Origin of the sequence: Aliiroseovarius crassostreae (assembly GCF_049803815.1) — a bacterium.
Lineage (GTDB): Bacteria > Pseudomonadota > Alphaproteobacteria > Rhodobacterales > Rhodobacteraceae > Aliiroseovarius > Aliiroseovarius crassostreae_A.
Genome location: NZ_JBNAGI010000006.1, coordinates 179,858 through 195,065, shown reverse-complemented (window position 1 = coordinate 195,065; position 15,208 = coordinate 179,858). Strand labels below are relative to the sequence as shown.

The 15,208-nt window shown below is 56.5% G+C and carries 13 protein-coding genes; 5 read left to right on the top strand and 8 right to left on the bottom strand.

The annotated features are described in order from the left end of the window. Positions 1-419 (bottom strand): LysR family transcriptional regulator (locus ACP15V_RS15250; protein WP_424944575.1); only part of this gene is annotated, 419 nt, incomplete at its 3' end. Between the two features lie 121 nt (positions 420-540). On the opposite strand from ACP15V_RS15250, the gene ACP15V_RS15245 reads away from it, so the two are divergent. The 3 genes from ACP15V_RS15245 (at position 541) to ACP15V_RS15235 (ending at position 2,998) form a co-directional block, all read left to right on the top strand. Further along, positions 541-1,557, top strand: coding sequence for a D-cysteine desulfhydrase (locus ACP15V_RS15245; protein ID WP_424943835.1), 1,017 nt, complete (start codon positions 541-543; stop codon positions 1,555-1,557). Positions 1,558-1,636: 79 nt separating this feature from the next. Next, positions 1,637-2,623 (top strand): YeiH family protein, encoded by a 987-nt coding sequence (locus ACP15V_RS15240; RefSeq protein WP_424943836.1) that lies wholly within the window; start codon positions 1,637-1,639, stop codon positions 2,621-2,623. Between the two features lie 24 nt (positions 2,624-2,647). Beyond that, the gene (locus ACP15V_RS15235) at positions 2,648-2,998 is read left to right on the top strand and encodes a RidA family protein (RefSeq protein WP_424944574.1); all 351 of its coding nucleotides are present in this window, start codon (positions 2,648-2,650) and stop codon (positions 2,996-2,998) included. Positions 2,999-3,470: 472 nt separating this feature from the next. Here ACP15V_RS15235 and ACP15V_RS15230 read toward each other — a convergent pair whose 3' ends face one another. The 7 genes from ACP15V_RS15230 to ACP15V_RS15200 are packed head-to-tail and all read right to left on the bottom strand — an operon-like array spanning position 3,471 to position 12,726. Then, positions 3,471-4,886, bottom strand: coding sequence for an AMP-binding protein (locus ACP15V_RS15230; protein ID WP_424944573.1), 1,416 nt, complete (start codon positions 4,884-4,886; stop codon positions 3,471-3,473). Between the two features lie 4 nt (positions 4,887-4,890). Then, positions 4,891-5,736: a hypothetical protein gene (locus ACP15V_RS15225; RefSeq protein ID WP_424944572.1), complete on the bottom strand. Its 846-nt coding sequence runs from the start codon at positions 5,734-5,736 to the stop codon at positions 4,891-4,893. Next, positions 5,733-7,052, bottom strand: a complete 1,320-nt coding sequence (locus ACP15V_RS15220; protein ID WP_424944571.1) for a diacylglycerol/polyprenol kinase family protein — start codon at positions 7,050-7,052, stop codon at positions 5,733-5,735. Before ACP15V_RS15220 ends, ACP15V_RS15225 begins: the two co-directional genes overlap by 4 nt. After that, positions 7,049-8,149 carry a DUF3419 family protein gene (locus ACP15V_RS15215; protein ID WP_424944570.1) on the bottom strand — a complete coding sequence of 367 codons (1,101 nt, stop codon included), beginning with the start codon at positions 8,147-8,149 and terminating at the stop codon, positions 7,049-7,051. Before ACP15V_RS15215 ends, ACP15V_RS15220 begins: the two co-directional genes overlap by 4 nt. Further along, positions 8,136-10,559: a PEP/pyruvate-binding domain-containing protein gene (locus ACP15V_RS15210; RefSeq protein WP_424944569.1), complete on the bottom strand. Its 2,424-nt coding sequence runs from the start codon at positions 10,557-10,559 to the stop codon at positions 8,136-8,138. Before ACP15V_RS15210 ends, ACP15V_RS15215 begins: the two co-directional genes overlap by 14 nt. Beyond that, entirely contained in the window at positions 10,559-11,464 is a 906-nt protein-coding gene (locus ACP15V_RS15205; RefSeq protein ID WP_424944568.1) for a UbiA family prenyltransferase, read from the bottom strand. Before ACP15V_RS15205 ends, ACP15V_RS15210 begins: the two co-directional genes overlap by 1 nt. Continuing rightward, positions 11,461-12,726, bottom strand: a complete 1,266-nt coding sequence (locus ACP15V_RS15200; RefSeq protein WP_424944567.1) for a hydroxymethylglutaryl-CoA reductase — start codon at positions 12,724-12,726, stop codon at positions 11,461-11,463. Before ACP15V_RS15200 ends, ACP15V_RS15205 begins: the two co-directional genes overlap by 4 nt. A 77-nt stretch (positions 12,727-12,803) precedes the next feature. Between ACP15V_RS15200 and ACP15V_RS15195 the strand changes: the two genes are divergently transcribed. Beyond that, positions 12,804-13,922: a sulfotransferase family protein gene (locus ACP15V_RS15195; protein WP_424944566.1), complete on the top strand. Its 1,119-nt coding sequence runs from the start codon at positions 12,804-12,806 to the stop codon at positions 13,920-13,922. Beyond that, positions 13,919-15,187 carry a cytochrome P450 gene (locus ACP15V_RS15190; protein WP_424944565.1) on the top strand — a complete coding sequence of 423 codons (1,269 nt, stop codon included), beginning with the start codon at positions 13,919-13,921 and terminating at the stop codon, positions 15,185-15,187. Before ACP15V_RS15195 ends, ACP15V_RS15190 begins: the two co-directional genes overlap by 4 nt. Positions 15,188-15,208: the final 21 nt, after the last annotated feature.

The window sequence follows — 15,208 nt, the reverse complement described above, 5'->3', positions numbered from 1 at the left end:
GCCTCGCCGGACAAAAGCAGCATCAGGCAATTGTCCCGGTTACCGGATCGCACCCGCACGGAAATGTCTTGTGACTGGGTCAGTTGCCGCACCACCCATGGCGAGATTGTGGTGGTGATGGCGTGTTGGCACACAAAGGTCACATCCCGCTTCGAACCATCTGCAGCCGCCTTCAGGTCGTGTTGCAGGCGGCGCAGCCGCGCGCCAAGCTCTCGCAATTCAGGTTCCATGGCCTGCACGCCGGGCAGGATGGTGACCGGCTTGCAGGACCGGTCAAACAGGGGCACACCAATGCGCTCTTCGATCAACCGCACCCGCCGCGTGAACGCCGATTGGGTCACAAACCGCCGCTCTGCTGCCCGTGTCAGGGACCCCGTGTCGATCACCGCCAGGATGTCATCAATCCAATCCAACTGCATAATGTCACCATAGCGGCACACTGATATTATGCAAGATATGCATGTTATAGCGCATATTTCGAATTAGATTAGCGGGATTGACCTCCATAAGATGCGAGAAAACCAATTTAGGAGTTTTCTGATGCATCTCGCCCGTTACCCTCGCCGCTTCATCGCCCACCTGCCCACCCCGCTTGAACGTCTGGACCGTCTGACCGCAGAACTCGGCGGCCCGGAAATCTGGATCAAACGTGACGATTGCACCGGCCTGTCCACCGGCGGCAACAAGACCCGCAAGCTGGAATTCCTGATGGCCGAGGCCGAGTTGCAGGGCGCAGAGATGGTGATGACCCAGGGGGCAACCCAATCGAACCATGCCCGCCAAACGGCTGCTTTTGCGGCGAAACTGGGCATGGAATGCCACATCCTTCTGGAAGATCGCACCGGATCCGACAACCACAACTACAATTACAACGGCAACGTTCTGCTGGACCATCTGCATGGTGCCACCACCGAAAAGCGCCCCGGCGGTCTGGACATGAATGCCGAGATGGAAGCGGTCGCCGACAAGCTGCGCGCAGATGGCAAAAAAGTGTACACCATCCCCGGGGGCGGGTCGAACCCGACCGGCGCGCTTGGCTATGTGAACTGCGCGTTTGAGATGCTGGCGCAAGCCAATGATCGCGGGTTGAAGCTTGACCACATCGTTCACGCCACCGGCAGCGCTGGCACGCAGGCGGGGCTGATTGTGGGTCTGAAGGCGATGAACGCACAGATCCCTCTCTTGGGCATCGGCGTGCGGGCGCCCAAACCGAAACAGGAAGAAAACGTCTATAACCTCGCCTGTGCCACCGCCGAGAAGCTGGGCTGTGCCGGTGTCGTGCAGCGCGAAGATGTGGTGGCCAACACCGATTACGTCGGCGAAGGCTACGGCATTCCGACCGAAAGCGGCATCGAGGCGATCCAGATGTTTGCCGAGCTGGAATCGATCCTGCTCGACCCGGTCTATTCCGCCAAGGGGGCCGCAGGTTTCATTGATCTGATCCGCAAAGGTCACTTCAAGAAAGGCGAGCGTGTCGTCTTCCTGCACACTGGCGGTTCGGCTGCGCTCTTTGGCTATGACGCGGCCTTTGATCACAGCAAGCGCTGGGTCGGCTGACGTCAGACAGTATCAGGTGCGCGTGACCTGACGCAGGTTGCGCGCCCCAGTTTCACATTTCCGCAGTCAGGAGCGAACCATGGTGTCGCTGATCAGGTCCCGCTGGGACACCCACTTTGGTGGCATTCTTTTGGTGTGCGTCATCGCCGCCGCCGCGACCTTTCTGTCCGAACATTACGGCGCGCCTGCGATGCTGTTTGCTCTTCTGATCGGCATGGCGTTCCACTTCCTTTATGACGATCAGAAATTCACCCCGGGGCTGGAGTTTTCCGCCAAAACATTGCTGCGATTTGGGGTCGGCCTGTTGGGCCTGCGTCTGAGCATTGGGGATGTGGAAAGTGTCGGGCTGGGCGCGGTGGGTGCGGTTGTCGGCTTTGTCATGGCAACATTGGCCTGCGGGGCAATCCTCTCCTTTCTCTTCGGTCGCAAGCTGGCCTTTGGCCTGTTGGCGGGCGGGTCGGTGGCCATTTGCGGGGCCTCAGCCGCGCTTGCCATCACCTCGGTTCTGCCCGCGAAAGATGACCGCGAACAGGACACGCTGTTTGTTGTGATCGGCGTCACCGCCCTGTCGACCATCGCGATGATTGCCTATCCGATCCTGTTTGCGGCCCTGGGGATGAGCGATCTGGAAAGCGGATTTCTGATCGGGGCAACCATTCACGATGTGGCCCAGGTTGTTGGTGCCGGATATTCGATCAGTGACGAGGCAGGGGTGATTGCGACCTTCGTCAAGATGGTGCGCGTGGCCTTGCTGCCGGTGGTGATGATTGTGGTCATGGCGAGCTTTCGCGGCGCACAAGCCCAGAAGATCACCCTGCCGTGGTTCCTGGTCATGTTTGTCGCGCTGGCGATTTTGACAAACACCGGGCTGGTGCCGCAGGTGATCACCGATGCCATCGCCACCCTGTCCGGTTGGTGTCTGGTCATTGCGATTTCCGCCCTTGGGGTGAAAACCAGCCTTGCCACCATCCTGCGCGTCAAGCCCAGCTATGGGCTGATCCTTGTTGTCGAAACCCTCTTTCTTCTCGCCATTGCCGTGGCTTTTGTCATGGGCTTTGGTTTCTAAGCAACCGAACTGAAAGGACTTGATATGACCGGAATTAAACGTATGAAAAGCTCTGACCGGATGAGCCAGATCGTGACCTGTGGTGAGATGATTTATCTTGCCGGGCAGGTGGCCGCGCCGGGCAGCAGTGTGACTGACCAGACCACCCTTATCCTGGAACAGGTCGACAGCTTGCTGGCAGAGGCCGGGTCTGACAAAGAACACATCCTTCAGGCGATCATCTGGCTGTCTGACATGGGAGATTTTGCGGAAATGAATGCCGTTTGGGACAGCTGGGTTGCCCCCGGTCACGCGCCTGCACGTGCCTGCGGCGGCGCTGCTCTGGCTACGCCCGATTTTAAAGTCGAGATCATTATCACTGCCCGGAAAAAGTAATCCGGGCAGGACGGCCCGGTGTAACATTGGAGCTTCGGACGAAAGGAGTGTGGCTGTTTCGCGTGCGCCAAGCCGACCGGGATGCCCACTCCGCCAGTCTGCCGCGCTCTGTTCTGGCCTGACCGCCAATTATTTTTGACCTGTCGAGAAAAGCGGCCCTTGGTTGAATCTGCTGCGAAGGTGTCGAAAGACCCCGAAACCGCAACTGCAGGACAGCAGATTGGCGACCCGAAACACCGTCAAGCCGGTGTCTGATGCGTCCAGAGGTTTTATTGTGGGCTTGCGAACCGCCCCATTCGACCTCTCTGAAATCGGTCCTTTGCGTCACACAGTTCATATGAGGTGCATCAAGGCGTCTGTTTGCGTCATTTGTGCGTATCGCCCAAATGCATTCCTTATCAGCCCCACAGAATATCCACCACAAAACCCGGCATGTTTTTGAGATTGGAAACCATACTGGCGCAATTCGTGATTAAGACCTCATCATTTTTTTCAACGCGTTCCGATCTATTTTAGAGGCGTGGCGACTGTCCATTGGTATCTTCGATACGATCTGCACGTCGTGAATGCTCAACTGACCTGCCTTTTGACGCCATTCCCCAAGGTGGCGGTCATCCCCTTCGATAACCAGGCATATTGCATCATTCCTGGTCGTAAGGGCGCATTGCTTCACGCCCTGCCACCCACGCGCGGCGACCTCGATCGAGAACGGAAACATCCGCGCGCCATTCACACAGACCTCTGACCCCATACGCCCCAGCAGCCAAAGCCGGCCCTGGTCGTCAAAATACCCTGCATCACCCGTGCGGTGCCAAACCACTGCGCCGTCGTGAATTTTGTTCTCAGTGTCATGCTTTGGGTCCAGATATCCGCTGTTTACATGTGCCCCAGCAACCTGAATTTCGTCTTCGACGATCCGAACCAGAAGATCGTCAACCGGATGACCAACGAGCAGCCCGTTCCCCGATGTCATCTTTGCTTGATCCTCCAATTCGATCTCATCGGAATCGAGGTGCGCAATTGGCTCTGCTTCCGTCGAGCCATATACGCAGACGATCCGCAGATCAGGTTTCGCGGATTTCAACCGATTTAAAAGGTCGGGAAAAACGGGGCCGCCACCTGTAAAGACAGTGTGGAAGGGTGCAGGAGTTCTGATCGTCGTCAGTTTTTCACAAAGCGAGGGCGGCAGCAGCGCCCGAGAGGTGTTTTGGCGTGTCATCCACTGTTCGAGCTGTGCCGCTTGGAGTTTCGCCAAACGCGACATTTTCCAGTTTGGTAAAACAGAGGTCTGACCGCTTGCAATGTTGATAAGAACGAAAACCGGGAAGGTGACAAGATCGCGCTCGGGCACGTCACTGTATAAAAGCGGGGCGATTGCATGGTGCTGGGCGGTCAGAAACCCATGGCTGCGCGGGATCGCCTTTGGGGCACCTGTCGTGCCGGACGTGAAAGAAATCAGCGCAATGTCGGCTTCATTTGGTGGGGGAATGTCAAGTGGAGCACCGTCTGTGCCGTGGGGGCGCAGATGGCGCAGAGACCACAATTCTGGTAGAATATATTTCAGCAGGCCATAGGGGCCTGAACTGCAGAACGCGGACACATCCGTGACCTTTGCAGCATGACGCAGGCCCGCCAGGCCCATGGCAGGTTCCGGCAATACAACAGTGGCCCCAAGAGACCAGAGCGCTGCCAGGCTCGCATATAGGTCGGCATTCAAAGCCATGGCAAGCAACACCCGGTCGCCTTGCGCAACACCACGCGCCTGCCATGCCCGTGCAAAACCAACTGCGCGGGTTTTCAGTTCTTCGTAGGTGGTTTCCTTCCCGGATCCGTCAACAATCGCCACCCTTTCGGGATGACGCGCAACCGCATCGGCGAAATCTTTCAAGAGGCTAGTCATTCAGCTTCAGCCCAAACAACCCATAGCGCCGGAACACATCGGCCCCCTCGGACGCACTGCGTAGGGCGGACAGGTTGTCATCATGGATCAGCGCATGGATGGCTGTGTCAAATCCTGCCGAGGCCGCGGTCTTGTGAAACGTATAGGCCAGGTGTTGACCCGCCCCTTTCATCAGGCTTGCATAGGTCTTTAAAATGACACTGCCTGGTTTCGGCCCTTCGGCGTAATTTGGTGTGCCGAACAGAAACCCTGCCAGCGTTTGGTCTGGCCGTCTTGCAAAAAGAACCAACTCGCGCCGTAGCATTGGCACGATCGGCATATACATCGCAAGAAACGCCTCGCGCGTGATCGGTTTGTAAAATGCGTTTTTGGAAAATGCCTGGCTGGACAGCTCGAACACCTGACCAAAAAGTCGTTCGGGATCCGTACCATCCCATTGTTCAATCTTAAAATCTGCCGTGGCAGGTGGTGCGGTCCGGGCCGTTTGTTTCAGCGGGACACGGGCTGAGAAATAGCTGCTAATCTCGGAGAACCCGGCGTCTTTGAAGACCTCAAGTGCATCGGGCGTATTGCTGGGTTCGAGCAAGAACGGGGGGCTTTCATCCGTTTGTGTCACAAAACGATAGCTGTGCCAGGTATCTCCGTCCATCGGACCAATGACATGACCAATGCCATTGTCCCGGATGAAGCCAATGGCCTGTCGCAGCACATCTTTTCCGCCCTCCTTGGTCTTGCACACGAAAGCCCCAACGGTAGCAGTCGGTCTGCCGTCCCATTCCGGGCCATCAAGATAGGCTGTGATCTTTGCGCCATCCGCGCGGAAACATTGCTGCGTCATGTGAAAAAACCCGAATAGTCGATTGAAAACAGATAGGTGGCGAGCGGGATCGCAAGCGATAGACATGTCAGCTTTGTCACGCGCGCCTGTGCAAAGGCATGTGGCGCAAGCGATGGCACAATCGTCGACAAGGCAAGGCAGGTCACTGTGACGGACCACATCGGGCCATTCCAGTTCGCACTCTCAGAGTTCAGATGAATGACCATGTAGCGAACCGCACAACACGCCAGCACAATGATCGACAACAGGGCGACGCGGGTGGTAATTCTACGCCGCGTCAGGGCGAGAGCGCACAACCCGACCATCATGCCCATCGCAGTGATCCCGTAAAATGAAACGGCATTCCATCCGGTTGCGTTGCCCAGCGTCAACCATCCGAAACTCACCAAAGCCAGCGCTGCGACAATGTCGAGATCGGGAAATCTGCTTTTACAGGGGGCCGCGATGCGGCTCCATGCATGAGCGGCGAGGACAAGTATCGGGACCAGCGCATTTTGAACTGCTGTCACCGCCAGCAACAAAAACACCGTTGTCACATAAACATGTCCCGCGTGATTGGTCAGCCCGATTTTGGGTGAGATGGTTTTGAACGCAATAATGCTGGTTACGAATATGACAGCAAGCCCGGCCAATTCCTGCAGGGGGTTTGCCGCATGAACAGAAAGAAAAATCAGCAGGCCCAATGGCAAAAAGAAATTGTCAAAGCCGCGCCAGCTTGCCGCCTCGACCAACGTGCCAAACCCCGCAACCATGAAAGACAGCACGATGATGTTGGGCGGGGCGAAGGATGTCATGAGCATCAGGCAGAGTATCGATATCAACAGGGTGACGACGAAAAAAACAACGCTGCCTTCAATGCTCTTCTCACCATCTTCCACCCGAAAAAAGCGTGTGCCATAGGTGCTGCCCGCCAATGCAGCCGCCGCATCGGCGAGCGTGAGAACAGCAATCGGCAAGACGTAGAGATAGAGTTCATCGCCAGCCAAAAACAGGCACAACCCCACGGAAATCGCCAATAGAAGGTCGCCATAAGACTGCCGCTCGACCCCATGCAGCGTCCGGCCCAGTTTTGAATTCGGCAGACGCAGCACCATCATGACAATCAGGGTCACCACCACAAGCGCATAGACAGGCCAACGGTCCGGAAACAACCACGGCAAGGTGAGCGCATAAAGCCCGGTTCCGACATGCACGAGCTTGCGCTGAACCTCTGCACGGATCTGCCACATGTTGGAAACACGGCGCACGACCGCCATCATGCCGAGCAACAGGGCGACGGATCCAAGAGCCAACGCAATCTGCAAAACCGGGCTCATCCGATCACCTCTTCCACGACAAAATCTGAGTAGAAAAACGCCTTGTCGCGTGCTTTCAGGCGGTCTTCGACGTCGCTTAAGGTTTTGATACGAGACGAATAAGAAGGTGGCACACGGCGCGGCGCCATCATGTTCCAATAGACCAGGCGTGCATTGGGGGCAGAGGCGCTCAGGATGCTGCCATAGACCTGTGTGAAAATCTCGGGCGACATGTATTCGAAAATATCAGACAGGTTAAACCCATCGGCCTTTTCCCCGGTTGAGATGAAAGCCTCAAGCGATCCAGGCCGAATATCAATCCGGTCAAGCCGTGCTTTGATGATGTCGAAATGCTCTTCCCGCCAGGTCATTGGCAGGGCAGCGCCATGGGTGCCTTTCATGATCCAATGCAGGTAAGGGTTTTGTGCTGGATCACAGTCCACGGCGGCATGATGAATACGACGGGCGACATGTTGCGCGGGGCTGCCCGAGACATGATCAAAAAACGCCTTGTCCCGGCCCATCCGTCCCATAACGAACCGCGAGAAGAAGAGGTTCAACAGAAGGCGCCACCGCCAGGTATTAAAGCGCGTGTCGAGGAATGCCTGGCGTCCCGCCTTCGGTCTTGAGACGAAAACGGCGTCAATTGTCGTTTGCGAATGGACCAAGGGCAACAACCACTTGCGGAAGGTTCGGAAGTAGCGTTCAAATTTCCCGACGCCGCCAGCCCCATGTTGTTTGACATCTTCGGCGAGATTTTCCCAGAACGCCCGCGTTTCGCCATCCAAACCTGTCAGCGCTTTCGCCAGAAGCGATGTACGTTGCCGACTGGGGCGTGCCCCCATCAGCTCTAGAAATTCTGGGTGGTCGAGGTTGCGAAACGCCCCGATCCGAAGCTTCAGACACGCAATTTGCGCCGGAGACACGTCTACGACAACGACCTTCTTGGGATCCAGCGTCAACATCGCCAGTGCATTATCCCCGGCCGAGCAGATCGACACCAATGTTCCCCCCGCACAGTCGCCAAGGCCTTGGGTCAAGACATCTGCATCCTCCCACAATTGAGCGTATCGGATATGGTCAAATGCTGCCTTGGCTTCGATTTCAGAACTCTGCATCGCATCGCTCCACCTGTCCTGTGGCCCCGTCGACAGAAATCATTTCGCCATCCGAGATCCATTGCGTTGCGCCCTTCAGGCCAACGACACAGGGAATGCCTAACTCACGCGCGACAATGGCCGAGTGCGAAAGAAGGGATCCGCGTTCGACAACTATCGCAGAGGCGTTGGAGAACACCGCGATCCATCCCGGGTCCGTATGGCGCGCGACCAGAATATCGCCGGGGGCAAGTGTTTCGGTGCGCGGATCGCGAATAACACGGGCGCGGGCTTTTACCTGACCTGCAGAGCATCCGGTGGCCATGCGTTGTTTCGCGGTGTCCCTTTCGACTGGTGCGTCCTCCCAGACCGGGGCAATTGCCGGGCCCCGCAGTTCGATCCGTTCGGGCGGGTCAGGGCGTTTCGCGGCCACTGCGTTTTCGGCTTTGCGCAGCTCTACCAACGCTTTCAAGTCGGGCGACAACCCAAAGCCTTCTACCGCCCCAAGAACTTCGTCGGTCTTCAGAAAGAACACATCGCGCTCTGCGTCCAACACCCCGCGCGCTGCAAACTCTCGACCCAAGGCAAGGAACACGCGGCGGGTATAACCAAAGATGCGCGTGCGCTCAAATCGCAGGTTTTCACGATCCCGAACGCGGGCTTTGGTCCATGTGATGATCCATTTGGCGCAAAATCGTTTGATTGGGTTCTTCGGGAAAAGACCGGTCCAATCAGGGTCCTTCATTTCATGACCGGCAACACCGTTGCGCCACGCACTCGCCGCAATTGCCTGAAGCAGGCTGGATGGGTCATCGCCAAGCGGGATGCTTTCCAGCTTTAATTCTTCTGTGCAACGATCGCCAAATTTTTCAAGGTAGGATTGCACGTCACGCGCGATTTCAGGATGTGCGTCAAGCGCGCGTAATCCTTGTTCATTCAGCGCGTCGGCAAGTCCCGCTTTCCGGACCATTTGCCCCATCTTGGCAATGCGTTGCGCAGGTTCAGCGGAAATTATATCTCCCTGACCGATCATGACGTCATTGTGCAGCAGCAGCCCCTTGGGGCCGAGCCATCTCTCCAGCAAATTGCGCGATGCTCCGAAGGCAATCATGCACAGGAAATCATTCACGAGCGGCGCATCCCACCGGTCCAGGAGCGTGCTCTCGATCCTGCGGTATTCAGCGGCCAGTGCGGTGGGAGCTGCTGTTTCCGTTTCAAACCCACCGTTCAGCGCGGCATTGAGCCTGTCGTAAAACCGAGCCCTGGTCTGCGGCAGCCTAATCGCCTGCCAGACAAGAGAGGCACCAACTTTCACGAGTTTCAGATACTCCAGAACACGGGCGGCCCCTTGTGCTGGTGGTGGGCCGATTGCGTTGGTAACCTCTTCCGGCATCGGGGTGGCGACCCCCATCATGGTTTCCATATAGGCGCGGTTCAGCGAGAACCCCGGCAGCAACGCCAGCGCGCGATACCAATTCACCAGATTGTAATAAACACGCCCATCAACCCGCCCCAACATGTTGCTAAAAACGGCGGAGTTCGTTGCAATGGTTCGGTCTGACACGCCCAAAAGAGAGACGAACGCCTGATACACCCGCGCGTAAACATGGACCGCAAACGAATAGGTCAGCGGGCTGACCAACCCCGGGTAGCTTTCAACGATGTTAGAATTGTCAAAGATCGTCAGCGCCGTGTCGGGTTGCGGCTTAGGCAATAGCGCCGTGGTTATGGGTCGCGATTGCAGGATGTGCAGCCCGTCCGCGTCGAACGCCCATTCGATATCTTGCGGCGCGCCAAATGCGGCTTCGGCTTGACGGGCAAGATCGGCCACTTCTTGAGCTTGTTCTGTTGTCAGAACCATGGGAGTTGAAGGTCCGCTTACAGTTGCACCCACGCGCCAATCTTCGCCATCTTCTTCCCCTGAGACCAAGCGTTCGCCTAAGCCGTCGATGGCCGAGATGACAACTTGCCCGCGCCGGCCGGTGACGGGGTCGGCTGAAAATGCAACTCCGGCGGACAGGGCATCGATCATCCGCTGCACGATAACGGCGGGCCCCTCCGCAGGGCCACCGGATTTAACCGCGCGATATGTCGTGACGGTTTCAGAGAAGCCCGAATGCCAGACTTGTCTGGCCGCCTGCCAGACATCCTCAGCTGCCACATTCAAAACCGTGTCGAATTGGCCTGCATGGCTATGTTCTGCTCCGTCTTCTTGACGCGCTGAACTTCGGACCGCAAACGGCCCTTCGCCCAAACCGGCAAGAGCGTCCTTCAGGTCAGCGACCGCCTCTGTCGCCTCAAAGGCGTCGGCGCGGATAACAAAAAAGCGGGGCGGGTTGAACCCAAATCCTGACAGCCGCGACAAGGCAACCGCTTTCCCACCGACCTCCTGGACCTGCAGAGCTGCGTCTTGGGCAACGATATGGGACATCAAATAACCCTCATCAAAATGGGTAGGAACCCGGCAATCGCATAACACGCAAAGACCCACAGCCCTGCAATCATATCCATGCGCTTTTCGGCCTTGGTCGTTGGAGATCTGGCATAGCTGGCAGCGACCCCCAGACAAATGGCAACGCCAACTCCGCCCAAAGCCGCGCTGAGCCATACAACGCCAGTTGCCGCACCCACGCCAAGTAACAAAGCGAATGACAGCAGCACGCAGGCTCCCCAGATGCGCGCGGCTTTGCGCGCGCCCCAAAGCCCCGAATAGGTCTCCACGCCAGAAATCTCGTTCTCAGGCGACCAGAGTTTGCGACCAATCTCCAAGACGCATCCATTCACAAAAGACAACGCAAGGAATAGCGATAGTCCAGTTGCCGGACCACCGCCCGGCATCCATTCCAAACCGGTCAGCAACAAATCAATCAGCGGCATGATGGCCATGTGGCTCAGAAGGTAGAGCACAGGTCGCGCCTTGAGCCAGTCAGCGGCGCCAAATTCTGCTGTCATGGCCGCAAGCCAGACCCAAACCACAGCCAAAAGCCACAAGGCCGGGGGATGCCAAAGCCACGCAGCCAGTGCCGTGATGGGCAAAGACACGAATCCAAGTGAAATGATCAAGCGCAGCGAGACAAGCCCGCGCGGGATCGGACGGTCGGGCCGATAACGTCGATCATCCTCCAGGTCTTTGTATTCGTCGCAAACGCGCATCTGAAAGAACACCAGCATCGCGATCACGAAACCTGCCAGATATCCACCCAAACCGGGCAGGGGCCGTTCAGACAGTTCTGCGGACGCCGAAAGGCTCGCGGCCGAGAACACCGCCAGTAGCGGGGCCGTCTTTAGGAGCGGGAAGCGTTCTTTCTGATAAACCCAAAGTGCGGAAAAACTCATCTTTTGCGGGCCAGGTTTTCATGCGCGCGCGTGAAATGCCCCGCAGCAATCGCCGCGACAATTGAGATTTCACCGCATAGGCATGTCGCGGCTGCGACCTCGGCCAGGGCGGCACCATGTCCGGCGCCTTTCAACCCGAGAATATTCAAACCAGCGGATTGACTAGGCAGGGACGTGCCACCGCCAACGGACCCCACTAAAATATTGGGCATTGTGACCGAACAAAACAGATCGTCGCCACGAGCTTCCATGCGAGTAATGCCCATGGCACTTTCGGCGACGCATGCGGCGTCCTGGCCGGTTGCAATATAAAATGCGGCCAGTCCGTTTGCGAAATGTGCCTGGGCTCCAAGTTGACCAGAGAGGTGGGAGCCCAGATTGGCAACCTGACCGTAATCCAGCATCGCCTGCACGCTTGTGCCCAGTGTTTTCTCGACCACGTCTGCCGGCAAGGTGACAGACGCGCTGACTTTGCGACCACGTCCGGTCACCAAGCCAAGAAAGGACGCTTTCTTATCGCCCGAGAAGTTTCCTTCGATATACCAGGCCTTCATCGCAATTGGACAACGGGATGCGATATCCTCGCATAGGGCATTGGTGGCGATGGTGACCATGTTTTGGCCCGCCGCGTCGCCCGTCGTATAGCGGCAAACAAGAAAGACGACATTATTGTCTATCGTCGGTTCTACAGAGATCAGTTTGCCGTGACGTGTGGTCGCCTCGGCTACAGTCTTTAGCGCGTCAATCTCTCTGACCACCCATTCGACGAACATCCCCGCATCCAACAGGCCATCAAACACAAAGGCGGGCGTGCGGATGACGCCCTCGTATAATAACGCGGTGCTGATCCCCCCGGATTTCGTTGCAGAATAGGCCCCCCGCGCATATGACGCGACCAAGGCCGCCTCTGTCGTCGCCATGGGAACGTGAAAATCGCCATGTGCATTCAGCCCGTTGATCCGCAAGGGGCCGATGATGCCGACAGGCATTTTCACCGTACCGATGAAGTTTTCGATGTTCGCACTGAACTGATCTGGATCGGTCATCGTGATCGGGTCCGCAAGCGCGTCGTGATCGTCTTGTGTCGTTGTCGCGCCCAACCGTTTCCAGTAATTCGCAACCGAAGCCGTGCTGGCTTTGCGGACGGGGCGCAAGGTTGTGAACTCTGCATCGCTGGGCAGCAAACGCTCCTGCAAAGGTGCGATCTGGAACCGTTTGCGAATTTTTTTCAACATCTCAACAATATGCGAGGGAATGGTCATGAACCGGCTCCGGCTTTACTTTCAAAATAATGCCACGGCAATATGTCGTCATATCCCGAATTGGGCAAGGGAAACGGATGAGCAGAGAATTGAAGCATCGCTGGAGTATCAGCCATAATTACCTGACCGGCATCACCTTTGGAAAATGGTGCAGATTGCTGGCAGAGAACCACTTTCAGATTTCCCCGGCCTATCTGCACCGCGCGGTGGTGATTACCCTGGCCAGCCTGTCAAACTCGGCCTGCGCAGCTGTCGAGACATTGCGCTATGGTCGGGCTATTGAGCAGGCCGAGACGCCCAAAGCGCCTTTGTTCATTCTTGGTCATTGGCGCAGCGGCACAACCTTCCTGCACGAGCTTCTGGCGCGCGACACCGCACAGTTTCAGTTCCCCAACACCTATCAGGTCGTGAACCCATACACCTTTCTGACAACCGAGAATTTCACAACCCGGATGTTTCCCTGGCTGGTCCCTGAAAAGCGGCCAATGGATAATATGGCGCTGAGGTTTGCCTCGCCACAGGAAGATGAATTCGCGCCTTTGCTGATGACGTTGACATCCCTGTATCTGGGCACCAGCTTTCCCCGTCGAATGGCGCATTATGATCGTCATATGACATTTCGCGATGTAGATAGGCAGATTGTCGAGGCGTGGAAGGCGGCCTTTGTGCGGTTTTGCAAGAAACTGTCGCTTCACGATAAACGCACATTGCTGATCAAGTCCCCACCGCACACTGCGCGTATTCGCACGATCCTGGAGATGTTCCCCGACGCTCGGTTTGTGCATATCCACCGCCACCCTTACCGGGTGTTCCAATCGCAGCGGCATTTCTTCGATACAGCAGGTTGGTACACATATCTGCAAAAGCCGGATATCGCCGCGATTGACGAAGGTATCCTGCAACGCCACGAGGTCATGTATGACGCCTATTTCGAGGATCTGCCATTGATCGCCAAGGACCGTATCGTCGATATTCGTTTTGATGATCTCGAGGCGGATCCCGTCAATGAAATCGGTAAGATCTATGCGCATTTGGCATTGGATGGCTTCGCGACATTAAGGCCAAAATTGAGCAAATATGTTGATAGCCTCAAAGACTATCAGAAGAATGAATTTGGCGACCTCGATCCCGCCACCAAAGCGATTGTTGCTGATCGTTGGGCCCGCAGTTTTGATCATGGATCTTACCCCAAATGACACGAGCACCAGGCCCCAAGGGAAGTTTGGTCTGGGGATCGCTATCTGAATTCAAAGCAGATTCCCTGAGTTTTCTGTCCAACGCCGTTCGTGAACATGGTGACATCGTCCGTTTGCGCTTTGGGCCAGTGACTGCCCATTTGATCAACCATCCGGACCATGTCGAGCATATCTTGTCACGCAAGGCGGCCAACTACGACAAGGCCACACGCAGCGCAGACCGGATCGCTGCAACGACAGGTGACAGTTTGCTTTCGGCTGATCAACTGGCTTGGAAACGGCACCGACAGCTGATCCAGCCGGCGTTTCAACCATCTTGTTTCCAAGATATTGGGCCCGTCATCGATACGTTGATGGAGCCCATGCTAGACCGTTGGCAGCGCAACGAGACAATCGATATTGTTGATGAAATGATGCAGCTTGTCATCGCCGTCGCGATAAAAGTTCTGTTTTCATCCGACATTGATCCACAACAGATCAACACGGCGCTCGAAACGGTATTGGCGGACACTTGGCGCCGCATTGAAGCCCCGGTTGACGCGTCAATGATCTCGGCGCGGCTGCACCGGCCCGCATTTAAGCAAGCCATTGGTGCAATTGACCAAATTGTATTCGATCTGATCCAGACCAGACGCAAATGCCCCCAGCGTCCAAATGATGTGCTGTCGCGCTTACTGGCTGCACATGAGGCCGAGGGAGAGATACAGCTTAGCGACAAGGAGCTTCGTGACGCGACCGTAACGCTATTGCTGGCCGGGCATGAAACAACAGCAAATGCGCTGTCATGGGCGTTCATTCACGCCTCAAACGGGTTTGAGAAAGCCGATCCCGCACATATCTTTGCGGAAGCTATCCGGCTTTATCCGTCGATCTGGATCATTGAACGACGCGCCATCCGCGACGACACCATCAATGGGTATCATATTCCGCGTGGCAGTTCGGTTTTGATATCTCCGTACCTCTTACATCGGCACAAAGACTTTTGGCCTGAGCCAGAGCGTTTTGATCCCACCCGGTTTGCCGGGGATCAGCCGCGACTGTGCGACGCCTATCTGCCCTTTGGGCTTGGGCCACATCGCTGCGTGGGATTGTATCTGGCCAATAATATTGCGACCCATGTGATCAAACGGGTTTTTGCCCGGTTTAGGTTGAGGCTGTTGCCCAACCAGCTGATGGGAACGTCACCCGGCATCACTTTGCGTCACAAAGGCCCGGTGAAGATGCAGGTTGGGTCTCGTGGCGAGGGGTCGATTTTCCCATCTTGAACGAAGAGGCAGCTTTGGATT